Here is a 24,134-nt window from a genome sequence, read left to right on the forward strand (position 1 = left end):
GGTCTTCTACTAGGTTTTGGCGTCGGTCGATAGGGTCGATAGGATTGCGGCTGAAGGGCTGGCGGCGATGGTTAGCCTTGGCCCTCAGTGTGGCCTGCTTGGTGCTGCTGGGTTCGGTGGCGTGGGGGCAAGATCACTCAGAAACCGGGGGGCTCACCCCAAGACCCATGCCCCTGTCTAACTACGAACTGGCCCAGGCTCAGCCCTTCAACCGGGCGGAGAACTACCCCATCACGCCCCTGCCCACTTCGCCCCTGCTGCGACCCAACGGGGATTGGCTTGGGCGGTTGATTTTGCCCAGTGAGAACGAGTATGCCGCCGATCCGGGGGATTGGGCCTGGTTTGAGGTGTGGCATGGGGCGGATCCGGCCATGGTGGGGCAGGTGGTGAAGCTGACCTGGCAACCGGGGGAAGACAACACCCGCTACATCCAGGCGGTGACGAAGGATATTACCTTTTCCCCCCAGGCCGAGCGGTTTTGGGAGAATGGCAATATTGTCCCGATTCGACTGAATGGGCGCAAGCAGGTGGGGCCGATGCAGTCTTTGGCCGGGGCGCGTCCCCAGGATGATGTGACGGTGCGGCTGGTGGAGCCGGAACGGGTAGATGAAAACGGTCGGCCCGTGCTGCAAACCACCCTAGAGCCCATTCAAATTACTGGGCGCGAGTATGGTTTGGTGAAGCTGTTAGAGCCGGACGAGGCGGTGAATGCAACCCTGCCGACAGAATGCCCTGGCCCTGCGCCTTGCCCGACGGAATTCTTCCGGGTGCAGTTCTACGATGCAGCGACCCAGGATTTTACTGGCCCCATCGGCACGGTGCGGATTCCCCAGCAACCCATGGCTCGCAGCGAGCGGTTTTTCTCCAATATTCGCGACCTAGTGGATTCCCCCGCCGGACGGGAGGGCTGGTATATCTACGGTTCGCGGGATGGCGATGGGATGTTTACGGTGCAGTCCCTCAAGCCGAGGGCGCTGTTTCAGCTTCAGCCCGACCAAGTGGTGCTGGGGCGCGATCCGGGGCTGAAGTACATCAATCGAGGCAACTGGCGGGATACGCCCCAGCGCAAGGGCACCCTCCAGCGCGTCCTAGTTAGCCCCAACGGTGGCAGTTCCGATGCGGCCCGCGCCCAATGGAAAGAGGGCGACTATGGCCTGCTGGTTCACCTGTTTGGCGGCATTGGCGGCGAAAATAGCGAGTTTGCCCCCGTGGGAACGGTCACAGGCCACTTTTCCTACGGCCTCACCCGCGTGGTGCGAGAGCCCATCACTAACGAGCTTCAGTTTGCGGTGCAGTATCAGCAAGTCTATGCCCACAACGGCGGCGGCATTATCTCCGGCACCCACGACTGGGCTGACTATACGGGGGACATGCAGCGGGGCTGGTTGGGGCTGCGTCCCCTGTCGGACATTGTGGTGAAGCTCGATTCCTTCATCACGCCCTTGCAGTTTGGCGATGTGACGGTGTCGCTGTTTCGCGAACTGCTGATTCAAACCCAGGTGATGATGGCCCGCTACCGCACCGGGGACGGCACCGGATTTTCCGGCGTAACCCCGGCCACCTCCTGCGTGCAGGATTCCAACCAGGCGTTATTTATCGCCATGCAGCAAATCCGCCGACAGATTGAGGAAAACCCGCAGATTGTGGCGTGGGTGCGGCAAAACCCCAACAGTCCTGAAGCCCGCCGCGCCCTAGAATTTGTGGCCCTAGGGGAAGACTTGGAAGCGCTACTCACCCCCTACGGCGTCATCCGGCCCGACTGGCAAAGCAACGCCGACACCCTGGCAGGGGTGGATACGACCGGGGTGTTCGCCAACAATCGCGGCCTCTTTAGCGGTGCCCTGAGCTGGCAGTCGATGATGCCCCGCTGGGGTCATGATGCGGTAGCCCGTGTGTTCCTGCGCCACGGGGGCCAGCTTTGGTTTTTGCGAACGAACATGGTGGGCGGCAACGATCCCCGCATAGAGCCCATTCCTCCCACCGGGCTGATGGGCGGCATTCCCGTCGTTGGCACCGTGGCCCAGCGGTTGGCCGATGCCTTTGTCACCTGGCCCCAACCCGACACGATTTTAGTGAGTCTATTGGGCCTGCTTCTCTACGGAGCCGTGGCCCTGCCCTTTGGCCGTCGCAGCGGATTTTTGGTGGGCAAAAACGCCATGGAGTCGCCCATCTATACCCTCTTGGCCGGGGTGAAGCTCTGGTTTGTGCCCTGCCTGGTGGAGGAACTGATCTTCCGGGTGGCGATGCTGCCCCACCCCATGGAGGGCGTGCCGGGGTGGCGCTGGCTGCTGTGGACGGTGCTAAGCGTGACGCTGTTTGTGCTGTACCACTACGGCTTAGGAAAAACCCTGTACCGGGAAGCTAAGGACACCCTACAAGATCGCCGCTTCCTCACCCTGGTGGGCTGGCTGGGGCTGCTATTGGCGGGGCTGTATTGGATCACGGGCTCCCTGTGGCTGGTGGTGTGGGTGCATTGGGCCGTGGTGGTGGTGTGGCTTTTCACCCTCGGCGGCTTTGACCGAATGCCCAGACTGGGCCGCCGCGCCCCCAAACCCGACCCTGCGCTACCCCCTGCCGAGGTGTTGCCATGATGCCCAACGATAACGCCAATCCGAAACAAGACCATCTAGGACAGGATGCCCCAGGGGGAAGCACCCCAGACGACCGCAGTCCCGGCAACGATCTCGAATCGAGTGCTTTGGAAACGGAGAATCTCGAAACGGAGAATCTCGAAACGGGGAACCTGGGAGCAACTGATTGGGAAAGGAACGATCTGGAAAAACGCGCCTGCCTCCATACCCTCGCCGCTGTGGCCAATTTGGACGGCACCCCCACCCCGCTGGAGCTAGACGCCTTCCTCAAGGCCCTCACCACCTTCCAGCCCTGGCCTGCTGACCTCACCCCGGAGGGCTTGCTGAATCAGCACCCAAACTTGGCGGAGCATCTGCCCTCCATCACTACTCCAGAACGCCAGCAGCAGGTGTACCAAGCCGCCTTTGGCATTCTGCGATCTAAGGGCATCACCCGACAAGAAGCCGCCGCCCTGGCCCAAATACGCTCGGCCTTTGGGATAGCACCCGCCCTGGCCAGACGGTTAGAGCGTCGGCCCCTGCAAGCCCTCCCCCCCGAAACCGTCAACTCTACCCTAACGGGCATGGTGGCGATGATCTACCGCGAAGGCCAAGTGCGCCGCATGATTATCGACTACTGCATGGCCACCGCCATTGTGGGCCTAGTGCCGATTCGGGGCGGGGGCAGTTTGGAAGTCAAATTCCTCGTCGTGCTAGGGCTGATTTTGAAGATGATCTGGGATATTCGCAACCAGTGGGGCAAACCCCAGGGCCAGGATGCGCTGGCGGTTTTGGGCAACTTTTTCGGCTTTGTGTGGGCGGTGATGGCCGGATTTTTGGCCTGGGGCACCATGATTGCCCTCGGCGTGATTGTGCCCTATGCCGGAGCTTTTGCCGTCGCCGCTGGATTCACCACCGCCACCTGGATCGCCGGACAATCTACCAACCAGTTCTACACCAGCCCCCAACGGCCCGATTTAGTCGCCCTCCGCCGCGCCTTCCCCACGCTGCTGCCCCCTGCGGATTCCTAGCCCTGGCCCCCATTCAATTTCCCGATTGCGTTCCCTCTTACCCCTTTACTGCCCTGTCGGAGCCTTGTGATGGATATCAACCCTGGAAAAGTCAACCGCCGACACTTTTTATTGGGCGGTGTCGCCGCTGGCAGTGCCGCCACCTTTGGCACCGAGTCGATTCGCCGACAGCGAGCCGCCGAGCGACAGGCCATGATTGACGCCTACGCCGCCCAGTTCTACAACCCCAACGACATCATTCAGGCGGCAGTAACGGGCGATACCCGCATGGTGGAGGAGTTTCAATCTATCCAGGCTTCGGCGGCTTTTCCGGCTCCTCCCATTCCCTACAATCGCGAGATGTCTAAACGGCTGATTTTGCTGAGCCGTCTGGCCACCCAGCAGTACATCACCGGGCGCAACGACCCCACCTACGACGGCAATCTTCAGCAGTTGTTGGATTACGACGAAAGTTTGGACAAGTACCGCTTGGTGACGAATTTTCGCGGCCAGGAACGCCAGGTCAACGACACCGTAGAAATTCAGATTCCCCAGGAGATCATCGACGACCCCACCCTGATCAACAACCCCACCACCCTAGAAGACAACCTCTCCCAAACCGAGGACGCCATCCGCACGGGTGTCACCACCGCCGTCAGCATTGGTCGCCGCATCGAGGTGTTTTTTGGCTTTTTGCTAGAGTCCGACGACGACAGCATTCTGGTGTTTCGCGGCACCCAGCGCACCTCCGAATGGATCGGCAACATCTACGCCGTACAGCAAGACTACCTCAACCCCAACACCGATCAGTCCATCGGGCGCATCCACATGGGGTTTCGCCGCATTGCCGACGGTATCATCAACCCCCTGGCGGTGGATGCGGTGCGGCAAATTAACCCCAACAAACCCTGCTATGTGTCGGGCCACAGTCTCGGTGCAGCCCTGGCGACGGTTTTGGCCCTTGATATCGCCTTCGCCGTGCCCGAACTCCAGCCCCAGCTCCAGGTCTACGTTTATGCTAGCCCTAGGGTGGGCAATCCCAATTTTGTGCGGAGCTACGCCCAAATTTTGCCCAACAGCTACCGCATCACCAATCTGGCCGACCCCATCCCCACCATGCCCCCCACCCGAATGCGGGCGGAATTTGTGCATATTGGCGAAGAATGGGCCTTTCTCAGCCAGGGCGGAGACGTGCTGCCCAACCACATTGTGGATACCTACCGCCGCGCCATCAACGCCGAGGTGGAAAGCAACCAATCAAGAAATTTCCCCCTGGCAGGACTGGCCTAGGGTTCAGGGATCCATCGAGCCATGGACGCCCCAACCCTGCTGTGAGAGAAATCATGAATTGGCATGAACCGGATCGGTTGCTGAATCTTGGTTCCTCAATTCGGTAGATTGGTATAGGCCAACCGCAGACGGGCCTGGGCCAACCGCCCGCCACCGACCCCCTAGGCCACCTTTAGCCCCCCAGCAGCCCCCAATCGCCCCTTGAATCGGTTATGACAGACAACTTCGAGATTTTTGACCGCGACCTTTCCACCGACGTCCTCAACCGCTACCTCCAAGCCGAGGTGATGGCCTGCGACACCGAAACCATGGGCCTGTTGCCCCAGCGAGATCGGCTTTGCCTGGTGCAGCTCAGCAATCCAGAGGGCTATGTGGCTGTGGTGCGAATTGAACGGGGCCAGACCGAAGCCCCCAATCTGAAGCGGCTCTTAGAAGCGGAACACAGCCTCAAACTGTTTCACTTTGCCCGGTTTGACCTCGCCACCCTGCGCTATCACCTCGGCATTCACGTTAACCCGGTATTTTGTACCAAAATTGCCAGCAAACTAGGCCGCACCTACAGCCCCAAACACGGCCTCAAGGATGTGGTCAAGGAGCTCGACGGCACCGAACTAGACAAAACCGCCCAAAGCTCCGACTGGGGCAACGCCATGAACCTCTCGGAGGAGCAACTGCGCTATGCCGCCAACGATGTGCGCTATCTCCACAGCATCCACCGCAGCCTAGAAACCATGCTGAAGCGAGAAGACCGCTGGGAACTGGCCCAGGATTGCTTCCGCTGCCTACCCACCTTCGTCAGCCTCGATCTACTGCAATACAACAACCTGTTTGAGCACTAACGCAGATCGCCAGTAGAGCGCCCATAAATGGCAAAGTCTCCGCCGTGGGAACGGATCGGGGGTGGGGAGTTCTGTCTGGGAAAAGAGGAACTATGATGAACGAGTTCTGACTGATCACAGACTTCTCATTACCGATCCCTATCCACGAGACGCCCCATGGGAACTTGGGTTAAGCAAACCGACCAGGCCATTTACTTGATGTCCGGGAATACCTACCTGGAGGTGATTCCCAAGCGTCCTTCTACCACCAACCCCAAGGAGCAGGTGGCCAATGTATCGGCCATGAAGGGCTGGTTTGCCCGTGGAGATCGGCCCAGGGGCATGACCTTTGCCATCGGCACGGGGGATCCAGAACCGCTGCCCACGCCGCCGCCGCCGGGGGCCGGGGACGGGCTGTTGATTCCAGACAACAACCAAATCATTGTCACTAGCGACACGTTCTTTAAGATTCGGCCCGTGCAGTCCAGCGGGCTCACCTCCTCGGAGAAGGTGTGGGTGCGGCGGGGTACCCAACTGGCCCTGCGCTACTACGCCGATGGCGGCAGCGACCACTGGCGGGTGGAGTTGGCAGACCCCTTGGGCGATGGCAACCGCACCCTTTGGTACGTCTACAATCTTCACGCCCGTCTCGGCACCGAAGCCACCCTCACCGTCACCCGCGACACCCTGTTTAAGCGAGAACCCAAGCCCTCCACCAGCCTGCCCAACAGCGCCAAGGTGTTTGTGTCCGAGGCGCAAACCTTTAGGCTCAAATCCTTTCGCCCTGCGGCGGACAATCACACCCTAATTGAACTGGCCGATACCACCCTTGGCCCCAGCAACGAAACCCTGTGGTACGTCTACAACCTCCACGCCAGCGCCAGCACGGGCGGCGGCACCATCCCTCGCCCCCACGATGGCCTTCAGGTGCAGACGGTGCGGGATACGGTGTTTACCCTGCGGCCCGAAGCGCCGGAAACCCTGCCAGAGTCGCAAAAGGTGGCGGTACCCAGGGGCCAAGTGTTGAACATTCAGTACTACATCGACCAGGGCAGCGACCGCTGGCTGATTGACCTGGTGAGGCCAGAACTGGGCGATGGTCGGGCCACCCAGTGGTACATCAACACCCAGGACACCAAGCTGATCTCCGCCATCACCCTGACGGCGGTGACAAATACGGTGTTCAAAGCCGAGCCGATAGCTTCCTCGTCCCTCGCTCCGGAGGACAAGGTAGACATTCCGGCCAACACCCAGTTCAGCCTGATTGGCCATCTGCCAGCGGCGGGCAACCATGCCAAGGTGCGCTTGGCCGATACCACCCTGGGCGAAGACGAAATCGATACCTGGTACGCCTACAACCCCCATGTGCGGATTGTGGGCCAGCGACAACTGCTCCAGGTGCGGGGAGATACCATCTTCAAAACCAGCCCCGCCCTATCGAGCGAACTGCCGGAAACCGACAAAGTGCTGGTGAAATCCAACACGGTGCTAGAAATTAGCTCCTACTCCCAGCCGGAGAAAAACCATGTGCGGGTGGCCTTCAAGGGGGCGTTCCTGGGTTCCCAACGGCGCAATACCTGGTTCTGCTACGTGCCGGATATCTACATCATCGGCACCGAAATCGGCAACAACCCCACCGACCAAGGCCCGCCGCCGCCCCCCTCCGGCAGTCGCGGCATGGCCCTTCAGTTTCCGGGCTTTAGCGGCACCTATTATTCCAATGACCCGATTTACTGGACAACCCAGTACGGCGACCGGGGCAACTTTACCTGGGGCGAAGCCCTCCACGTCAACACCAGCACCGGGCAGTATCGCCGCCCCGCCAATGCCGAGGTGATCTACGGCATTCTCCGCATTGCTAAGGCGCTGGAGGACATCCGCAAACGCTACGGCAGACCCGTGATCATCACCTCCTGGTATCGCGATCCGGCCACCAATGCGGCGGTGGGTGGGGCGTCCCAGTCGCGCCATTTGCTGGGGGATGGGGTGGATTTCGTCGTCTCTGGTCGCCATCCCTACGATGTCTACGCGGATTTGGATAGATGGTGGGGCAACCAGGGTGGCTTGGCCAGCTCCCGATCCTTCACCCACATTGATGCCAGGGGCTATCGCGCCCGCTGGAACTACGACGGCACTGGCCCCGCTTAGGAGGAGAAACCATGGGCACCTGGATTAAAGAAACCGATCTGGCCATGTACCTGATGCAGGGCGGCGTGTGGATTTCCCGCATCACCAAAGCCCCCTCAGCGGCCAACCCCAAGGAAAAAGTGGCCGACATCACCGGAATGGAAGCCTGGTTTTCCCGCGCCGATGCCCCCACCGCCATGACCATTTCCCTCGGCACCGGAGCCCCAGAACCCGACCCCTGGCAACCGCCCCCCACCGCTGGCAAAATCAACGCCGAAGGGCTGGCCCTGGTCAAACACTTTGAAGGACTACGCACCACTGCCTACCAAGATTCCGTCGGCGTGTGGACGATTGGCTATGGCCACACCAGCATGGCTGGCCCGCCCCCGGTCTACCCCGGTATGACCATCACTACCGCCGAAGCCGAAGCGATTCTTCAGCAGGATTTGGAGGTGTTCGAGCGGGGCGTTTCCCAGGCGTTGACCATCACCACCACCGCAAACCAGTTTTCGGCCATGGTGTCCTTCGCCTTTAATGTGGGCCTCAGCGCCTACCGAAGTTCTACCCTGCTCCGCAAGCATAACGCCGGAGACTTCGCGGGAGCCGCCGCCGAATTTCCCCGCTGGGTCTATGCCGGGGGCGAAGTGCTGCCCGGTCTCGTCCGCCGCCGCGACGCCGAACGCACCCTCTACCTCAAACCCTAGCCCTACTTAAACAAAATTGATTCAGCAGATGAAGAAACCGATCTAACAGTAATTAGCCACGAAGCTTGGGACATTAGGACTCATCATCAGTCTGAAGAGGGAGAAGCCCCATCATTTCATGATATGCAGTATCTTCTTGAACTAATCGCTGCTGATTTTAAGATCGAGCAAATGTTGCTTTTCCAAACAATGTAGGGTGACGGCAGGAACGCATTCATAGCACCATGAAAAGACATGAAAAAACTATTGTCAGAGGCGTCCGGGTTCCTGAAAGTTGCCATTAAAGAAGAGGTAGAGCCAGGAATTTGGCTTGGCCAGCCGCTTGACCAAGACCTTAATCAACCGATCATGGTTTACGCCCACGACTACCTTCAATGCTATCCATGGCATGAACTAGCTCTCTAAAACCCATCCAATTTTTGTTCACCATAGATTACGATTTGCACATCCATCCTACGTTCTACATAAACCAACGGGGAGGATGTAGTTTCTAGAAAGAGTTCTCCGTGCTGTTAAAAATTCTGCCGCTGCTGCTGGTCTGCGTTTTGGGTTTTGGGCTGCGGCGGGTTGGTCTGATAGGCTCTAGGGATGCCCAAACCATCGGCACACTCTTGACCTATTTGGCTTTGCCAGCAGTAATTTTACGCGCCCTGGCCACCGCCACTCTCACGCCTGACCTCATCTACCTGCCCCTCTCCGCGCTGATTGTTGTCCTAGGGCTGACCCTGATTGGGGCATTGATTCTCAAACCGCTGAACTGGCCACGACCCCAGGCTGGGGCTTGGATGATCACCTTTCTCACCTTTGAGGGCGGGGCCGTGGGCTATCCCACCATGCTGCTGGCCTTTGGAGAAGAGGGATTGAGTCGGCTGGTGTTGTTTGATCTGGCCCAAGCCGTCTACCTGCTAACGGTAGTCTACGGCATTGCCACTTGGTATGGATCCGCCGAAATCACCCTAGGGCGAGTGGGTCTGAAACTGGTCAAAACTCCCTTCTTTTGGGCAATCTGGATTGGCCTAGGCCTAAATTTCCTAGGCTGGCAACCGCCCCCGCTGATGGCGTTGCTGGATATTTTGGCCAACAGTTTTGTATTTCTGGTGCTGGTGCTGCTGGGGCTAGAATTTCACCTGCAAATCGCCTCAGTAGGGCGGTTTCTGGCCCTAGCCCTGCTAAAGGTGAGCATTGGGCTGGGGTTGGGTTGGGGCATCTCTGCCCTATTTAGTCTGACGGGGCTAGAGCGGGCAGCGGTGTTGGTGGGATCGGCTCTGCCCCCCAGTATGCTAGCCCTTTTGTTTGCCCAGGAAAACCAGCTTGACACCCGCTTTGTGATGAGTTTTATCTCCGTTGCTGTTCCCATCTATTGGCTGGTTATGGCGTTTTTTCTGCCCCAATTATCTGTCTAGACTAGAGGCTCTATTCGATCCTATTCGGGCCTTCTAAAGGAAGATCGGCAGAAGGCTAGGATTGTCATTCCTACGCTCAATCTGAATCAAAAAACATAGCAGTTCTCTGATTGATGCCGTACACCTATAGCCCTAGTTGACTGACAAAAGATTATGCATCGGATGCACGCCCTAGGGATGGGGTAGGGGTGTGAAGTCGAGGGGTTTCACCTGCTGAAGCACCTGAGCCATGGCGTCATGGAGGTGGCCATTGGTGGCCAATAGCCGACCGCTCTGGACGATCAGGGGGCTTTGGTCGTAGGCGGTGACTTTCCCTCCGGCCTCGCGGATGAGGGCAATGCCAGCGGTAATATCCCAGGGAGACAGGCCCCGTTCCCAGTAGCCATCGAGGCGACCGCAGGCGACGTAGGCCAGGTCTACCGCCGCCGATCCCCCCCGCCGCACGCCCTGGGTGAGGTGGGTGAACTGGCAGAATTCGGCATAGTTATTGTCGGCGGTGTCGCGGCGGTCGTAGGCAAACCCGGTGACGAGCAGGCTTTGGGCCAAATTATCCGTTGTCGAAACCTGCATCGGCTGGCGGTTGAAGGTAGCCCCTTGCCCCTTCGCCGCTTGAAACAGCTCGTTCAGGATGGGGTTATAGACCACGCCCAAAATCGGCTCGCCCTCAAACAGCAGGCCAATGGAAACCGAGCAGAAGGGATATTGGTGGGTGTAGTTGGTGGTGCCATCGAGGGGATCAATCGCCCAGAGAAAATCGCTGTTGGCTTGCCCTCCGGCTCCCGATTCCTCGGCCAAGATGCCGTGACTGGTGGGCAGATGACGGCCCATCACCGCCATAACCGCCGCCTCTGCGGCCCGATCCGCCTCGGTTACAAGGTCGCCAGATCGCCCCTTTTCCCGCACATCCTGGAGATTGCCCCAGTAGTGCTGAAGCACCGCCCCAGCTGATTGCGCCGCTTCGGTGGCTACATCTAGCCAAGTGAGTAGATCACGGTCGGAGGGAAAGGTCATGGGAGCCAGTACAGATGACAAAGGACAAAGGGCTACCGTTGGGTAGTGCTGAGGAGACGTGACCTCTTCAGCGGATAGCCTAGTAGGATGCGTTGGTCGACGGCATGAGCCAAGCCCGTGGGCCAACCAACCGACGGCTAATCGTCTTCTAGGGGGAGGCCAAAGCGCACCTTGCCCTTGCCGAAGTAGCGGCCAAACTGAAGTTCGTAGACCTCGTCTTCGTCTTGGGTTTCCACGCGCAGGTCGCTGCGGGCATAGCTGACGCAGAGCAACGCATAGCCCTGGGCCCGCAGGTCGGGAGAGAGCCCCATGGCCTCTGGCTGCACGAGATCGCCCTCCAGCACCCGCACGGCGCAGGTAGTGCAGGCTCCGTTGCGGCAGGAGAAGGGGAGGTCGATGCCTTGGCTTTCGGCGGTGTGAAGGATATAGCGATCCTCGGGCACCTGAAACTGGTAGGTTTTGTTGGTATCGCGGTGGTGAACGATAACGGTGTGGGTAGGAGCCATAGCGCCGATGAAAACCAGGACAATGAGGGGTTTATCCTCCTATGCTCTCATGAAAAATTCCTTCCAAAACAAATTGTGGCATTTTGGGCCTTTTCTTTGGTAGGATATCTATCCGGTGGCGAAATGCTACCCCACACCCTGGAGAGATGGCCGAGCGGTTGAAGGCGCAGCACTGGAAATGCTGTTTAGGGGTGACTCTAACGAGGGTTCGAATCCCTCTCTCTCCGTCCCTAGCCCTGACATAGTCCTAAGCGTAGTCTTCCCTAGCGCTGAGCTAATGGATTGACCTCAACGCATGGTTGTCTACGGATCGTGATTCTGTGCTTCAGTTTCAGCCAGCGGGTTTTGTGCAGCGGGTGATGGCCACGCCCCTTGGCGTCATGGCCTACTATACCCATCCCCCTGCGGAAGAGGGCCAGGATGATCGCCCGCCCCTGGTGTTTTTGCACAGCCTGGGGGGTGGGTCTTCTGCCTTTGAATGGTCGAAGGTCTATCCTGCCTTTGGCCACAGCCACCGGGTGATCGCCCCTGATCTGGTGGGCTGGGGGCAATCGGCCCATCCGGCGCGAGATTATCACGTCCAAGATTATTTTCAGGTCATCACCCACCTGCTCGAAGCTTTGGCAGAGCCGCCCGCTCTGGTGGTGGCCACCTCGCTGACGGCGGGGGTGATTATCCGGCTGGCGACCCAGCGCCCCGATCTATTCAAGGGATTATTCCTCGTCTCGCCCTCCGGCAACGGCGACTTTGGCCGCGACTACCGCGCTAGCCTGCCCGCTCTGTTGGCCAGCACCCCTGGTGTGGATAGCCTGCTCTATCAACTGGGTGCGGCCAACGAACTGGCGGTTCGGGGCTTTCTGTCTACCTTCTTGTTTGCCAACCCCAGCCGCATCACCGAGGACATGGTGCAAGCCTATCTCACCTGCACCCAACAGCCCAACGCCCAGTACGCGGCCTTGGCCTCCCTCAACGGCACCATTAGCTTTGACCTATCGCGCTATATGGGCCAGCTTGCCACCCCCACCCACATCATTCTGGGGGCAAAATCCCGCTTCACGCCGCCCAACATTACACGCCGCCTCGCCAGCCTCGCCCCCCAGGCCGTGGAGGCGGTGGTAGAGCTTCCCGACGTTGGGGTGCTGCCTCACCTAGAGCAGCCTGAATTGGTAGTGGAGGCTCTCCAAGAATTTCTCAACCGCTGGGCGTAGCGGGTCAGCCCTGGACGTTAGAAGCTCCCCAGAACCGTTCAAGACCTCTTCAGTCACTTCTAGAAATCTTCAATTAGCCATCCCACTTCACCTTAAACAGGCGAAACAGTTCGTAATCGCGATGGGAAACCACCCGTCCGCCGTTCGATTTCACCAAAGCAGGCCACTGATCCAGGGAATCAAGCTGCACTTCGGCCCCCAGGTAGGTTTCTAAAATTGCCCAGCTTTCCGCCAGGGGCGCGTCGGGGTTGAGGGCATCGAACAGAAAGTGGCCACCGGGCTTGAGGACTTTTTTCACCTGTTGCAGCACCGTGTCCCAATAGTCAGCGGGGTAGTAGCAACTAACGCCCGTGGCGATTACCAGGTCGAAAAACTGGGGTTCGTAGTGATCCTGCAAACGGTGGGCGGGGGCTTGTTTCATGCCCTTAAAGAGCTTGGAATTGAGCTGTGGCCCCCGGGCGGTGACGGCCTTGCAGGCAAATTCGCTGATGTCGTGGCCGTGGAACAAGGCGTCCCAGTCTCGCCAGGGATAGACCAAAAAGCTGATGCCGCAGCCGATATCGAGGCAGTGATCTTTTTTGTGGGGTTTGATGGCTTCCCAAAAGGGCGTGGAGATGTGCGGCGTTAACCGTCCCGCCACCCAGTCTTTGAACAGGGGCATTTCTTCGATTTCCTGGGGGAGGTCGAAGGGTTGGCCCGAAAATTCTTGGTTATAGCGCTGGGCAACGGCCTGGAGGGTGGCTCCCCAGGGGGAGGGATCGGCGTTGGGTAGGGGCATTCGTGTTTGTCCTAACCTTTGAGGGCGCGGTTGAAGTTTTCGCGATAGGACTTGCTGGAGGCCAACAGCAAGGGCCACAGCAGGGTCAATTTCACCTTGCCCTCGCTGAAGGTGGTGCGCTTGAAGCCTGCCCAGAACTTCCAAGCGCCGCCGCCATAGACACCCATCAGCACCAGAAACAGCAATGGACTCATAGGTTTTCCTCCGGTTGGGGCCTTCCCCTTTCTTACTAAAATACTAAGGGTTGGTCAATTTGTGCAGAACAGCGGGTCGTGATCAGGGGTTAGGGCCAGGGTCAGTAGGCGGCAGGAAGGTCGTTTTACCCCATAGCCTCAGCCCTAGGATAGACATCTAGGTCGCGTTCCTCCCGTAAGCTATCGATGTTACGGTAGCCTCAAGGGTTCCCAGGTATAGTCGGCAGGGGAGGAATGGGTTAATAACGGGTCGATGGCTCACAGGCGAATCGACAGGGTTGCAAATACCGTTGAGTAGCAGGAAGGAGACAAGATGCGTGCAGTGCTAATGGCTGGCGGTTCAGGGACACGGTTACGCCCCCTCACCTGCGACCTTCCAAAACCGATGGTGCCCATCCTCAATCGCCCTATCGCCGAGCACATCGTCAATTTGCTAAAGCGCAACGGCATCTATGAGGTGATTGCTACGCTGCACTATCTGCCCGACGTCATGCGCGACTATTTCCAGGACGGGCGCGAGTTTGGGGTGCAGATGACCTACGCCGTGGAGGAGGATCAACCCCTGGGCACGGCGGGCTGCGTCAAGAATATTGCGGATTGGTTGGACGACACCTTTTTGGTGATCAGCGGCGACAGCGTCACGGATTTTGATCTGCAAGCGGCGATTCGCTTCCATCGGCAGCGGGGATCGAAGGCGACCCTGGTGCTCACCCGTGTGCCCAACCCCATCGAGTTTGGGGTGGTGATTACCAACGCCGAGGGCCACATTCAGCGCTTTTTGGAAAAACCGTCAACCAGCGAAATTTTTTCTGACACCGTCAACACAGGTACCTACATTCTGGAACCGGAGGTGCTGGACTACCTGCCTGCCAACCAAGAGTGCGACTTTTCTAAGGATCTCTTCCCCCTACTGCTGGCCAAGGGCGAACCGATCTACGGCTACGTGGCCGAGGGCTATTGGTGCGATGTGGGCCATCTGGATGCCTACCGCGAGGCTCAGTACGACGCCCTTCATGGCAAGGTGATGGTGGACTATGCCTACCCGGAGACCTCGGTGGGGATCTGGGTGGGCGAAAATACCTACATCGACCCCACCGCCCAACTGCATCCTCCGGTGATGATTGGCAAAAACTGCCGCATCGGGGCGCGGACGGTGCTGGAACCGGGGACGGTGATTGGCGATAACGTCACTATCGGCAACGACGCCGACCTCAAGCGCCCGATTGTCTGGAACGGGGCCATTGTGGGGGATGAGGTACACCTAAGGGCCTGTAGCATTGCGCGGGGGGCCAGGGTAGATCGGCGTTCCCATGTGTTGGAAGGGGCGGTGATTGGGCCGCTCTCCACCGTGGGCGAAGAGGCCCAGATTAGCCCTGGGGTGCGGGTTTGGCCCAGCAAGCAAATTGAGTCAGGGGCGATCTTGAACATCAATTTGATTTGGGGCAACACGGCCCAGCGCAATTTGTTTGGGCAACGGGGGGTTTCGGGGCTGGCCAACATCGACATCACGCCGGAATTTGCCGTCAAACTGGGGGCGGCCTACGGGTCTACTCTCAAGCCCGGTTCCCACGTCACCGTCTCGCGGGATCAGCGCAGCATTTCCCGCATGGTGTCCCGGTCGCTGATTGCGGGGCTGATGTCCGTCGGTATCAACGTCCAAAATCTGGAATCCACCGCCATCCCCGTGGCCCGTGTCGCCCTGGTGCAGATGGGCGTGGTGGGCGGCATCCACGTTCGCCTCCATCCCACCCGCCCCGACCAGGTGTTGATTGAATTCTTCGACGAGCGCGGCATCGACATCGGCAAGGGCAAGGAAAAGAAAATTGAAGGCGCTTACTTCAAGGAAGACCTCCGCCGTTCCGCCATCGACGAAATCGGCACCGTCACTACCCCGGCCCGCCTGGTGTCCACCTACATCACCGCCTTTGAAAAACACCTGAATGTCGAGGCCGTTACCCATAGTCAGGCCAAGGTCGTCATCGACTATGCCTATGCCGTGTCTGGGGCAGTGCTGCCGCAAATCCTCGGCAAGTTTGCCTGCGATGCCGTAGTGCTGAATGCCAGCCTGCGCCAGTCGCCCCTCTCCCCCGACGAACGCGAGGTGATGCTGGGCCAACTGGGTCAGGTGGTGCAGGCGCTGCGGGCCACCTTTGGGGCGCAGGTGTCGGCCAACGGCGAACAGTTGATTTTGGTGGACGAGATGGGGGCGCAAATTCGCGGCGAAACCCTTACGGCCCTGATGGCCCACCTGATGCTTACCGCCCAGCCCAGGGGCACCATCGTCGTTCCGGTGCAGGCTTCCGGGGCCGTGGAACACATCGCCCGTCGCCACGGTGGCCAGGTGATTCGCACCAAGGCCAACCCCACGGCGCTGATGCAAGCCTGCCAAGAAAACCCCAACGTCGTCCTCGGCGGTAGCGGTGACATGGGCTTTATTTTCCCCGAACTGCACCCCGGCTTTGATGCCATGTTCTGCATCGCCAAGCTGATTGAAATGCTGAGCCTACAAGACCATTCCCTCGGCCAAATCTGGTCAGACCTGCCCCGCACCATCCACCGCAGCCAAACCCTGCGCTGCCCCTGGACGGTAAAAGGTGCCCTCATGCGCCATTTGGTGGAAACCACACCCCAGGAACGCCTAGAACTGATCGACGGGGTTAAAATTTTAGGAGACAACCCCGACGACTGGGTGCTGGTGCTGCCCGATGCCGGGGAACCCCTCGTCCATCTCTTTGGCAACAGCCAAAACCGAGACTGGCTCGATGCTACCCTCAACCAGTACCATAGCCAGGTGCAGCACTTTATTGACCAAGCCTAGGGGAGGCCGTCCTAGGGAGTTCAGTCGCCCCTGAATTTCCCCAATCCGACAGGAAAGCCCGCCCTCGGTAAGCCAAGTCAATCGCCTGCGTCCAAGCCCTGCCGTCCAAGCCCTCGGGTCAGGGCCGCTCAATCCGGGTATCGAAGGAGAATAGCCGATGAACAACTGTATGCTTTTGGCGGAGATCGTCCAAGCGCCCCAACTCCGCTACACCTCGGATACCCAAACTCCCGTGGCCGAGTTTGTGGTGCAGTTCCCCGGCCTGCGGGACGGCGACCCAGCGGGGCAAATGAAAGTCGTCGGCTGGGGCAACCTGGCCCAGGAAATTCAGGAAAACTACCAGGTGGGTCAGCGCGTCCTGCTTGAAGGTCGCCTGGGCATGAACACCGTGGAACGCCCCGAGGGCTACAAAGAAAAACAGGCCGAACTCACTGTCCAGCGCATCTACAACGCCGGAACCTTCGCCACCATGCCCATGGCCGCCCCCACCCCCCTCACCGCCAGCGCCCCCGCTGCCTCAGCGCCGCCCCGGCCCGCCGCCACTCCCCGACCCACCGCTCCGACCCCCAGCCCCGCCGCTGATTCCGACCCCGGCATCAACTACGACGAAATCCCGTTCTAGGGCGGAATGGCCATCCCCACCATGACCTCCATCCTCGCCACCCCTCTCAGCCAAATTGAGCTAACCCCTGGGAGTGCCCTACAAATTTCGGGCCTCTCCTGGGATAGCTACGGAGCGCTGCTGGAGGAACTGGGCGAAACCCGCGCCACCCGTATCGCCTACGACCAGGGAGTGCTAGAAATCCGAATGCCGGGACAGTTGCATGAAGTCATCAGCCAGGTGCTCGCCGCCATCATTCTGACCTTGGCCGAGGAATCGGGACTAGAGTGCAACAATTTAGGTTCTATGCGGATGAATCGGCCCGATTTGGCGAAGGGAGTAGAACCAGACGGCTGTTTTTATCTTCAAAATGCTCACGCTGGCCAGGGCATGGGTTCCAGGACACCTCTAGAGTTACCCCCCGATGGGGTGCTAGAGGTCGATATTGCCAATCGTTCCGACCATAAGCTGTCCATCTACCAGGCTATGCCCATCCCTGAGGTGTGGCTATATCGACAGGAAGCCCTGACTTTTTTGGTGCTCCAGGACGGTGACTATCAGCCCCAGCCTGTTAGCCGTGCGTTTCCTTTCGTCACCGACGACCAACTCAACCAGTGGATTCAACTCCGCAAAACCGGAACTGACCTCACCGTAATCCGAGCGGTGCGCCAATTTTACCGGGATAGGTTGAGATAGTGGGGAATTTACCTCGGCCTCCCCATTCCAAGGGGGTGGTTGTGTGAGAATAATCGTTGTCGCCTCCCATTGTTCTGTGGCCCCGTTCTATGTCTACCCGTCCCGCGTCCGTCGAAAAAATCGTTAGCCGTTTTCAGCAAACCGCCGACCCCAAGCGTCGCTACGAGCAGTTGCTGTTCCTAGCCAAAAAGCTGGATCCCCTGCCGGAGGACTGCAAAACCCCGGAAAATAAGGTGCAGGGCTGTGTCTCCCAGGTGTTTGTGGTCGCTGACCTAGTGGAAGGCAAGGTGCAGTACCAGGCGGATTCTGACGCCCAAATTACTAAGGGTCTGGTGGCCTTTTTGGTGCGGGGGCTCAACGGCCTCACGCCCCAGGAAATTGTTGACCTCAGCCCCGATTTCATCAAAGACACCCAGCTCGATGTCAGCCTCACCCCGTCACGGGCCAATGGGTTCTACAACATTTTCAAAAAAATGCAGACCCTGGCGGCGGGGTTCCTGGTAGCCTCGTCGGCCCAAGGTTAGGCCCGTTATGGGTATCGATAGGGTTCAAACCAGCCAGCCGCCCCAGGGCGAAACCATTGCGGCCATTGCCACGGCGATTGTGCCACAGCAGGGCAGCGTGGGAATCGTACGGCTGTCGGGGGCGACGGCGTTGACTATTGCCCAGGCGTTGTTTCGGGCTCCGGGGCGGCAACCCTGGGAGAGCCACCGCATTCTCTACGGCTATGTGGTGGATCCTGCCACGGGGCAAACGGTGGATGAGGCACTGCTGATGCTGATGCTGGCCCCCCGTTCCTACACCCGCGAGGATGTGGTGGAATTTCACTGCCACGGCGGCGTGATGGCGGTGCAGCAGGTGTTGCAGTTGTGTTTGAACCAGGGGGCACGGCTGGCCCAGGCGGGGGAATTTACCCTGCGGGCCTTTTTGAACGGAAGGCTCGACCTCACCCAGGCGGAGGGGGTGGCGGATTTGGTGGCGGCGCAATCGACCCTAGCGGCAAGAACGGCTCTGGCGGGGGTGCAGGGCAAGCTGACTCAGCCCATTCGCGCCCTGCGTTCCCGGTGTTTGGATATTTTGGCGGAGGTGGAGGCCCGCATTGACTTTGAGGACGACCTGCCGCCCTTGGATGAGGCGTCTGTTCGTCGAAATCTGGATGGGGTGCTAGCCGAGGTTGACCAACTCCTGGCCACGGCGGAACAGGGGGAACGCCTACGCACGGGGCTGAAGGTCGCCATTGTGGGACGGCCCAATGTGGGTAAATCCAGCCTGCTGAATGCCTGGAGCCGCACGGATCGCGCCATTGTCACCGACCTGCCAGGGACGACCCGCGATGTGGTGGAGTCGCACTTGGTGGTGGGCGGCATTCCGGTGCAGGTGTTGGATACGGCGGGGATTCGCGAAGCTACCGACCAGGTGGAGCAGATCGGCATCGAACGCTCTCGACGTGCCGCCCAGGCAGCGGATTTGGTGCTGCTGACCCTGGATGCCACGGCAGGCTGGACGGAGGCGGATCAGGCGCTTTACGACCTAGTGCAGGATCGACCCCTGATTGTGGTGATTAACAAGCGGGATTTGGTCAATCAGGACATCGCCATTGCCCTGCCCGATGCCCATGTGCCCACGGTCTACACCGCCGCCGCCCAAAACCAGGGCATCGACGCTTTGGAGAACGCCATCCTCAAGGCAATCCACGCCGACCAGATCGCCCTGAGTAATTTGGAATTTACCCTCAACCAGCGCCAAGCCGCTGCCCTCACTGAGGCCCACATTGCCCTGCGCCAGGTGCAGCAGACTATTGAGGGTCAGCTTCCCCTCGATTTTTGGACGATTGACCTGCGTACCGCCATCCACGCCCTTGGATCCATCACGGGGGATGAACTGACAGAATCTATGCTAGACGAGATTTTCAGCCGTTTCTGCATCGGCAAATGAGGGCATCGGGGAGATGTCCTTGGGCCTCGGCAGCGTCGCCTGGGCTGGAAGCCACAGGGTAAAGCAACTGCCCTGCCCTGGTGCCGATTGGACAGTGATGGTGCCGCCGTGGAGGGTCGCCAACCGTTGCGCCAAATGCAGCCCCAACCCGTGGCCCGCCCGTCGGTGATCGCCCTGGCGAAACCATTGAAAAATGGCCTGCTGCTCTGCTGGAGGGATGCCAATGCCTGTATCTTGAACCTGCACAGAAACCCAGGCACCAGAATGCTGGGGGCTAGACGGTAGACCTTGTGGAGGCTCTGAGGTCTGCCCTAGGGTAATCTCAACCCCGCCTTGGTCGGTGAACTTGATGGCGTTGCCCACCAGATTGGTCAAAATCCGCCGCAGTTCCAAGGGATCGCCCATCACCACCGGAAAGTCTGCGCTGTGGGCAGACGAATTGGGTGGGTCAGCCCTGGACAATGAGGCATCATTAACAATGAACTGACACGTCAACCCCTTAGCGGTGGCCAAGGGGGAAAGGGCTTTGGTAACGGTATCCGCCAGATCGGGTAGGGAAATAGCAACCTGGGTCAAGGTTTTCTGTCCGGCTTCATGGCGATAGACCTCTAGCAGCGTGTTCACCATGTTCAGCAGATGGTCGTTGCTGTCGATGATGCTCCCCATAGCCTCGTGGGCCTCATCGGGCAAGGGGCCAAAAGCCTGGTTACGGCACAGCTTTAGCATTCGATTAGCCGCAACCAGAGGGGTACGCAAGTCGTGGGTGAGGCGGGCCACAAAATCATCGCGCTGGCGCATCATGTGGGCTTGGGCATCCATACTGCGCTTTAATCGCAGCAGAGACCGCACCCGCGCCCGCAGTTCGTTCACATCTACAGGCTTGCGGATAAAGTCATCAGCCCCGGCATCCAACCCCTGCACTAGGCTGGACTGGTCATGGGCGGTAATCAACAAAATGGGAATGTAGGGCAGATCGGGATTTTGCCGGAGGCGCTGCGTCACCGCGTAGCCGTCGAGGTCGGGCATCATCACATCCAGCAAAATCAAATCTGGAGGTCGCTGCTGCACCAGATCCAGCGCCGCCTGCCCCCCAGAGGCTAGCCCGATGCAGTAGGCAGGATCATCCAGAATTGTTTCAATCAAAAACAGGTTATCCGGTGAATCATCCACCGCCAGAATATTAAAAGGATCCAACACCGATGCTGCGGCCATTGACCAACTCTATAAGATAGGTCAACAAGGGGGGAGACAGCCTTGCCTGCCATGCTTCTCCCTTGCCGACGTGTGCTTTTTTATTTAGCCCACAGTCTATCGGATCATTCCTCTATCTATCGGTTGGACTTGTCACGATTTGGACGACGAGCCCTGGGCAAAGGCGTGAGAACGCACCCCTGATTACTCCGCTTGGCCACTTTGACGGCCCAGTTCGTAGACCCCACCCACCATGAAGGCAATGATCCCCAAACTCACGGCCCAACTACCGCCCAGGCTAAAGGAAAGACCGTAGTGGGCCACACCACCAAGGGCCAAGAAGGGAACGACGCTGAGCAGCGAAGCCGCCGCCATTTGGGCCTCTGTCTGCCCTGGGCGGTTCAATCGGGTTGAAGCCTGCGCATTGGTCTTGAGAGAATGAATCCAGCGTTGACAGCCATCAATCACCCGGTCGGCCACGGGAGAAAAGCCCAGGTACAGCGCTAAGGCCCACAAAACGGTTCCGGCAATAGAGCCTAGGGAAAAGGGCAAAACGGAACTCACCATAGAACTCATCATTGGCTCTAGCCCCACCCATCAGAGGGGCCGCCGGGTCGATAGTCGGGCCGAGGAGGATTGCCCTGATACCGATCTTGGTAGTCGCTGCGGGTTTTGGGCCGACGGCGACGGAGACGCTCATCGGGGCGGGGGGCGCTGCTGTAGGTTGATCCCTCAGAATAAACCGGGCCGACCGATCCGTCGGAATAGCCGGATCCATCCGAGCGTTCCCCAGGCCGTTCCCCAGGCCGTTCCCCAGGCCGTTGATCGCCAAAGTCATCGGGGCGTGGGCTGGGCGGCATGGCACCCCGGTCATCATAGCGGGGGGCGTAGGGATCCTGGGCATAACCAGAGGACTGGGCGTAGGGCCGTCCGCCTTCGTCGCGCCCGCCCAGCATGGGACGAGGCCGAGCGTAGGGGTCTTCTAAGCCATAGTCCCGCCGATCCAGTTCTGCCCGCATGTTGGCACGGTTGTCTCCGCTATAGGCTGGACGACTGGGGCGATTTTGGGGTCGATAACCGCCGCCATAGCCATCGCGACCATCGCCCTGGGGTGTAGGGCGACCTTGGTAGGGCTCGCGGCCATTGACATTTTGAATCAGGAGGGCGGTTAGCATCCCCACCATGATCATTTGCTGAAAAGATGGGATCAGTTCCATGGTGAGATGCCCTAACAGGAACACCCCTGAAATCAGCATCAGAACGGCATAGACCCGATCCGAATCGCGCCCATACCCTGGCCTAAAGCGCTCTAAAAAAAACAGCGCAACGGCGCTGAGAACCAAAAAAATACCAAGCAGGAGGGGAACAGGAGTACCAAAATTCACAGTGGATTCCTCGATAGGATGGCAACGCCAAGGCTAGGAGTTCCCCAAGGGCCAGAGCGCGTACCTGGAATGGATAAGTTGGATCCGCAGGGAGCTAGATAGGCATGTCCGTGAGGGTGGCTATGGCCCCTAGGCAACCTCGGCGACAGCCCTAGTCTCACCAATTCTAACGGACTTCCGACGATTCTATAGAGGCTAGTCTGTCATGGTGGCACAGAACCACGCCATGGACTTGAGGCTTCCTACCTAAAAAGGGTCGGCAACTCGGCGTCACCGACCCTCTCCACCGCTAGCCTGAGAAGAACGAAAGACTACTGACGCTGAATTTTGTCCCGCTGGCTCAGGAAGAGGAGCGCGATGGTCGCGGGGACGACAACGATCAACGCTCCGGCCAGAATGCTCAGAAGGAAATTGGTGAGGGAAGGTGTCATAGGGGTGTGTCCTGATAACGATTTCGACAAATTGTTACTCAATATTATTGATCAACTTAACACGGTGAACACAACAGCCCGTCTAGGATTCAGCCCCAGATGGTCAAATCCCTAAGGTTTCTGGGGTTGGTAGAGCATCATGCGGTGTTTACAAAGCTTTAGAATGAAGGAAACTTTAGATTCCCAGGTGTGACTATGGCCCTGTCCGTAGCGTTGAACTGGGGCGTAGGGCTACTGCTGGCTCTAATGACCCTGCTGTTTATTTTCCGTATTGTGCTGACCTGGTACCCTCAGGTTGACCTCACCAAACTGCCCGTATCCCTAGTGGTGTGGCCCACGGAACCGCTGCTGGCTCCGGTGCGAAAACTAGTTCCCCCCATCGGTGGCGTCGATATTTCCCCGGTGATTTGGGTGGGCATCATCACGCTGCTGCGAGAAATTTTGGTGGGGCAGCAGGGCTTACTGCGTATGCTGGGCTAGGGGTTGCCCACAAGCATCATGTCTTCAGACCCTAGCGTTTCTAACCCCATTTCTGGCCCAACCTCAGACCTAGGAGGATCTCCCCAGGCTAGTTCTGGGGCGATGGCAGGCATCAAGGACAGCATCCCTACGGCGGTCTATCCAGCCCTGGGCACCAGTCGGCGAGATCGCCTGCGCGGCTACCTAGAAACCACCGAAACCTTGACCGGGCAAGTGATCAATGGCGTCATTGTGGCGCTGATTTTTTTGTCCGCCGTTATTTTTGTGGTCAAAACCTACCCGATTTCCCCCAGTTTAGACACCTGGTTAAATCGACTGGATTGGCTGATTGTATTGGCCTTCACCCTAGAATATGGCCTGCGGCTGTGGGTGGCTCCTCACCCCTGGCGCTATGCCCTCAGCCTCTACGGGTTGCTGGATTTGGTGGCCATTCTCCCCTCCTGGATTGGGGTGTTTGATATCCGCTTTTTGCGCTTTTTTCGGTCGCTGCGGATTCTCCGACTGGTGCGAATTTTCAACAATCGCCTTTGGTTTGGCCAAGTTACCAGCGCCGACAGCCTAATTCTGCTGCGGATTCTGTTCACCCTAGGGGCGATTATTTTTATCTACTCCGGCCTAATTTTTCAGGTGGAGCACCCCCGCAATCCCGATGGGTTCAAAACTTTCTTAGACGCCCTCTACTTTGCTGTTGTCACCATGACTACCGTGGGCTATGGCGATGTCACCCCCATTTCCGATGCTGGGCGCGGGCTCACGGTGGCCATGATTCTAACGGGCATTGCCCTAATCCCTACCCAGATCAGTAGCCTCATCCGGCAGTTGGTGAAGGTGACAGACTCCCGCCACCAGCCCTGCTCCGGCTGTGGCTGGGCCAACCATGACGATGATGCTCGATTCTGCAAGCGCTGCGGGACAGGGCTGGAGCACCTGGCAGCAAAATAACCCCATGGGCCATGGGCAGGCGACCCGCTCCCTTGA

The 24,134-nt window shown here is 58.9% G+C and carries 24 protein-coding genes and 1 tRNA gene; 16 read left to right on the forward strand and 9 right to left on the reverse strand.

Annotated elements, in window-relative coordinates:
* Positions 1 to 44: 44 nt before the first annotated feature.
* The 6 genes from GFS31_RS09625 (at position 45) to GFS31_RS09650 (ending at position 8,519) form a co-directional block, all read left to right on the forward strand.
* Positions 45 to 2,591, forward strand: coding sequence for a type II CAAX prenyl endopeptidase Rce1 family protein (locus GFS31_RS09625; protein ID WP_198804643.1), 2,547 nt, complete (start codon positions 45 to 47; stop codon positions 2,589 to 2,591).
* Complete coding sequence (locus GFS31_RS09630; protein ID WP_198804644.1) at positions 2,588 to 3,601, forward strand: hypothetical protein; 1,014 nt, start codon at positions 2,588 to 2,590, stop codon at positions 3,599 to 3,601. Before GFS31_RS09625 ends, GFS31_RS09630 begins: the two co-directional genes overlap by 4 nt.
* Before the next feature lie 69 nt (positions 3,602 to 3,670).
* Complete coding sequence (locus GFS31_RS09635) at positions 3,671 to 4,870, forward strand: lipase family protein (RefSeq protein ID WP_198804645.1); 1,200 nt, start codon at positions 3,671 to 3,673, stop codon at positions 4,868 to 4,870.
* Positions 4,871 to 5,082: 212 nt separating this feature from the next.
* Complete coding sequence (locus tag GFS31_RS09640; protein ID WP_198804646.1) at positions 5,083 to 5,709, forward strand: ribonuclease D; 627 nt, start codon at positions 5,083 to 5,085, stop codon at positions 5,707 to 5,709.
* Positions 5,710 to 5,865: 156 nt separating this feature from the next.
* Positions 5,866 to 7,836: a D-Ala-D-Ala carboxypeptidase family metallohydrolase gene (locus GFS31_RS09645; protein ID WP_225907356.1), complete on the forward strand. Its 1,971-nt coding sequence runs from the start codon at positions 5,866 to 5,868 to the stop codon at positions 7,834 to 7,836.
* 11 nt (positions 7,837 to 7,847) lie between these two features.
* On the forward strand, positions 7,848 to 8,519 hold the full coding sequence (locus tag GFS31_RS09650; RefSeq protein ID WP_198804647.1) for a lysozyme: 672 nt from the start codon (positions 7,848 to 7,850) through the stop codon (positions 8,517 to 8,519).
* Between the two features lie 249 nt (positions 8,520 to 8,768).
* Here the strand turns inward: GFS31_RS09650 and GFS31_RS09655 are convergent, their stop codons facing one another.
* The gene (locus GFS31_RS09655; protein ID WP_198804648.1) at positions 8,769 to 8,909 is read right to left on the reverse strand and encodes a hypothetical protein; all 141 of its coding nucleotides are present in this window, start codon (positions 8,907 to 8,909) and stop codon (positions 8,769 to 8,771) included.
* Between the two features lie 116 nt (positions 8,910 to 9,025).
* Between GFS31_RS09655 and GFS31_RS09660 the strand changes: the two genes are divergently transcribed.
* Positions 9,026 to 9,922 (forward strand): AEC family transporter, encoded by an 897-nt coding sequence (locus GFS31_RS09660; protein ID WP_198804649.1) that lies wholly within the window; start codon positions 9,026 to 9,028, stop codon positions 9,920 to 9,922.
* A gap of 171 nt (positions 9,923 to 10,093) precedes the next feature.
* Here GFS31_RS09660 and GFS31_RS09665 read toward each other — a convergent pair whose 3' ends face one another.
* Together GFS31_RS09665 and GFS31_RS09670 are read right to left on the reverse strand one after the other, a co-directional pair.
* Positions 10,094 to 10,933, reverse strand: a complete 840-nt coding sequence (locus GFS31_RS09665) for an inositol monophosphatase family protein (RefSeq protein ID WP_198804650.1) — start codon at positions 10,931 to 10,933, stop codon at positions 10,094 to 10,096.
* Between the two features lie 137 nt (positions 10,934 to 11,070).
* Positions 11,071 to 11,439 (reverse strand): 2Fe-2S iron-sulfur cluster-binding protein, encoded by a 369-nt coding sequence (locus tag GFS31_RS09670; RefSeq protein WP_198804651.1) that lies wholly within the window; start codon positions 11,437 to 11,439, stop codon positions 11,071 to 11,073.
* 140 nt (positions 11,440 to 11,579) lie between these two features.
* Between GFS31_RS09670 and GFS31_RS09675 the strand changes: the two genes are divergently transcribed.
* Both GFS31_RS09675 and GFS31_RS09680 read left to right on the forward strand, forming a co-directional pair.
* Positions 11,580 to 11,666 (forward strand) — tRNA-Ser (locus GFS31_RS09675).
* Between the two features lie 93 nt (positions 11,667 to 11,759).
* Positions 11,760 to 12,647, forward strand: a complete 888-nt coding sequence (locus GFS31_RS09680; RefSeq protein ID WP_198804652.1) for an alpha/beta fold hydrolase — start codon at positions 11,760 to 11,762, stop codon at positions 12,645 to 12,647.
* Positions 12,648 to 12,720: 73 nt separating this feature from the next.
* Here the strand turns inward: GFS31_RS09680 and GFS31_RS09685 are convergent, their stop codons facing one another.
* Positions 12,721 to 13,425, reverse strand: coding sequence for a methyltransferase domain-containing protein (locus GFS31_RS09685; protein ID WP_198804653.1), 705 nt, complete (start codon positions 13,423 to 13,425; stop codon positions 12,721 to 12,723).
* A gap of 11 nt (positions 13,426 to 13,436) precedes the next feature.
* Positions 13,437 to 13,619, reverse strand: a complete 183-nt coding sequence (locus tag GFS31_RS09690; protein WP_198804654.1) for a hypothetical protein — start codon at positions 13,617 to 13,619, stop codon at positions 13,437 to 13,439.
* A gap of 313 nt (positions 13,620 to 13,932) precedes the next feature.
* Here GFS31_RS09690 and GFS31_RS09695 point away from each other — a divergent pair, with 313 nt between their 5' ends.
* The 5 genes from GFS31_RS09695 (at position 13,933) to mnmE (ending at position 19,669) form a co-directional block, all read left to right on the forward strand.
* Positions 13,933 to 16,437 carry a mannose-1-phosphate guanyltransferase gene (locus GFS31_RS09695; RefSeq protein WP_198804655.1) on the forward strand — a complete coding sequence of 835 codons (2,505 nt, stop codon included), beginning with the start codon at positions 13,933 to 13,935 and terminating at the stop codon, positions 16,435 to 16,437.
* A gap of 157 nt (positions 16,438 to 16,594) precedes the next feature.
* Complete coding sequence (locus GFS31_RS09700) at positions 16,595 to 17,059, forward strand: single-stranded DNA-binding protein (protein ID WP_198804656.1); 465 nt, start codon at positions 16,595 to 16,597, stop codon at positions 17,057 to 17,059.
* Positions 17,060 to 17,065: 6 nt separating this feature from the next.
* A complete protein-coding gene (locus GFS31_RS09705) occupies positions 17,066 to 17,734 on the forward strand; it encodes a Uma2 family endonuclease (protein WP_225907357.1) in 669 nt (222 codons plus the stop codon).
* An 89-nt stretch (positions 17,735 to 17,823) separates the two neighbouring features.
* Positions 17,824 to 18,258: a SufE family protein gene (locus tag GFS31_RS09710; RefSeq protein WP_263974821.1), complete on the forward strand. Its 435-nt coding sequence runs from the start codon at positions 17,824 to 17,826 to the stop codon at positions 18,256 to 18,258.
* A 7-nt stretch (positions 18,259 to 18,265) separates the two neighbouring features.
* Positions 18,266 to 19,669 (forward strand): tRNA uridine-5-carboxymethylaminomethyl(34) synthesis GTPase MnmE, encoded by a 1,404-nt coding sequence (gene mnmE, locus GFS31_RS09715; RefSeq protein ID WP_198804658.1) that lies wholly within the window; start codon positions 18,266 to 18,268, stop codon positions 19,667 to 19,669.
* Here mnmE and GFS31_RS09720 read toward each other — a convergent pair.
* The 4 genes from GFS31_RS09720 to psbX all read right to left on the reverse strand — a co-directional run bounded on the left by GFS31_RS09720 (position 19,631) and on the right by psbX (position 22,676).
* Positions 19,631 to 20,881, reverse strand: a complete 1,251-nt coding sequence (locus GFS31_RS09720) for a sensor histidine kinase (RefSeq protein ID WP_198804659.1) — start codon at positions 20,879 to 20,881, stop codon at positions 19,631 to 19,633. The two genes, mnmE and GFS31_RS09720, sit on opposite strands and share 39 nt — an antisense overlap.
* Positions 20,882 to 21,064: 183 nt before the next feature.
* Positions 21,065 to 21,427 carry a hypothetical protein gene (locus tag GFS31_RS09725; protein WP_198804660.1) on the reverse strand — a complete coding sequence of 121 codons (363 nt, stop codon included), beginning with the start codon at positions 21,425 to 21,427 and terminating at the stop codon, positions 21,065 to 21,067.
* 17 nt (positions 21,428 to 21,444) lie between these two features.
* A complete protein-coding gene (locus GFS31_RS09730; RefSeq protein ID WP_198804661.1) occupies positions 21,445 to 22,245 on the reverse strand; it encodes a Ycf66 family protein in 801 nt (266 codons plus the stop codon).
* A gap of 311 nt (positions 22,246 to 22,556) precedes the next feature.
* Complete coding sequence (gene psbX / locus GFS31_RS09735; RefSeq protein ID WP_198804662.1) at positions 22,557 to 22,676, reverse strand: photosystem II reaction center X protein; 120 nt, start codon at positions 22,674 to 22,676, stop codon at positions 22,557 to 22,559.
* 195 nt (positions 22,677 to 22,871) lie between these two features.
* Here psbX and GFS31_RS09740 point away from each other — a divergent pair, with 195 nt between their 5' ends.
* Together GFS31_RS09740 and GFS31_RS09745 are read left to right on the forward strand one after the other, a co-directional pair.
* Positions 22,872 to 23,156, forward strand: coding sequence for a YggT family protein (locus tag GFS31_RS09740; protein WP_225907358.1), 285 nt, complete (start codon positions 22,872 to 22,874; stop codon positions 23,154 to 23,156).
* 18 nt (positions 23,157 to 23,174) lie between these two features.
* The gene (locus tag GFS31_RS09745; RefSeq protein ID WP_225907359.1) at positions 23,175 to 24,098 is read left to right on the forward strand and encodes an ion transporter; all 924 of its coding nucleotides are present in this window, start codon (positions 23,175 to 23,177) and stop codon (positions 24,096 to 24,098) included.
* Positions 24,099 to 24,134 lie beyond the last annotated feature (36 nt).

The organism is Leptolyngbya sp. BL0902 (genome assembly GCF_016403105.1).
Taxonomy (GTDB): Bacteria; Cyanobacteriota; Cyanobacteriia; order Phormidesmidales; family Phormidesmidaceae; genus Nodosilinea.

Excerpts from the sequence above, each read along its gene's own strand:
- GFS31_RS09665 (WP_198804650.1), bottom strand. The coding sequence starts at position 10,933 with ATGACCTTTCCCTCCGACCGTGATCTACTCACTTGGCTAGATGTAGCC.
- GFS31_RS09645 (WP_225907356.1), top strand. The coding sequence starts at position 5,866 with ATGGGAACTTGGGTTAAGCAAACCGACCAGGCCATTTACTTGATGTCC.
- GFS31_RS09725 (WP_198804660.1), bottom strand. The coding sequence starts at position 21,427 with ATGGTGAGTTCCGTTTTGCCCTTTTCCCTAGGCTCTATTGCCGGAACC.
- GFS31_RS09685 (WP_198804653.1), bottom strand. The coding sequence starts at position 13,425 with ATGCCCCTACCCAACGCCGATCCCTCCCCCTGGGGAGCCACCCTCCAG.
- GFS31_RS09740 (WP_225907358.1), top strand. The coding sequence starts at position 22,872 with ATGGCCCTGTCCGTAGCGTTGAACTGGGGCGTAGGGCTACTGCTGGCT.
- GFS31_RS09705 (WP_225907357.1), top strand. The coding sequence starts at position 17,066 with ATGGCCATCCCCACCATGACCTCCATCCTCGCCACCCCTCTCAGCCAA.
- GFS31_RS09700 (WP_198804656.1), top strand. The coding sequence starts at position 16,595 with ATGAACAACTGTATGCTTTTGGCGGAGATCGTCCAAGCGCCCCAACTC.
- psbX (WP_198804662.1), bottom strand. The coding sequence starts at position 22,676 with ATGACACCTTCCCTCACCAATTTCCTTCTGAGCATTCTGGCCGGAGCG.
- GFS31_RS09650 (WP_198804647.1), top strand. The coding sequence starts at position 7,848 with ATGGGCACCTGGATTAAAGAAACCGATCTGGCCATGTACCTGATGCAG.
- GFS31_RS09630 (WP_198804644.1), top strand. The coding sequence starts at position 2,588 with ATGATGCCCAACGATAACGCCAATCCGAAACAAGACCATCTAGGACAG.
- GFS31_RS09720 (WP_198804659.1), bottom strand. The coding sequence starts at position 20,881 with ATGGCCGCAGCATCGGTGTTGGATCCTTTTAATATTCTGGCGGTGGAT.
- GFS31_RS09710 (WP_263974821.1), top strand. The coding sequence starts at position 17,824 with ATGTCTACCCGTCCCGCGTCCGTCGAAAAAATCGTTAGCCGTTTTCAG.
- mnmE (WP_198804658.1), top strand. The coding sequence starts at position 18,266 with ATGGGTATCGATAGGGTTCAAACCAGCCAGCCGCCCCAGGGCGAAACC.
- GFS31_RS09745 (WP_225907359.1), top strand. The coding sequence starts at position 23,175 with ATGTCTTCAGACCCTAGCGTTTCTAACCCCATTTCTGGCCCAACCTCA.
- GFS31_RS09635 (WP_198804645.1), top strand. The coding sequence starts at position 3,671 with ATGGATATCAACCCTGGAAAAGTCAACCGCCGACACTTTTTATTGGGC.
- GFS31_RS09655 (WP_198804648.1), bottom strand. The coding sequence starts at position 8,909 with ATGCCATGGATAGCATTGAAGGTAGTCGTGGGCGTAAACCATGATCGG.
- GFS31_RS09695 (WP_198804655.1), top strand. The coding sequence starts at position 13,933 with ATGCGTGCAGTGCTAATGGCTGGCGGTTCAGGGACACGGTTACGCCCC.
- GFS31_RS09640 (WP_198804646.1), top strand. The coding sequence starts at position 5,083 with ATGACAGACAACTTCGAGATTTTTGACCGCGACCTTTCCACCGACGTC.
- GFS31_RS09690 (WP_198804654.1), bottom strand. The coding sequence starts at position 13,619 with ATGAGTCCATTGCTGTTTCTGGTGCTGATGGGTGTCTATGGCGGCGGC.
- GFS31_RS09670 (WP_198804651.1), bottom strand. The coding sequence starts at position 11,439 with ATGGCTCCTACCCACACCGTTATCGTTCACCACCGCGATACCAACAAA.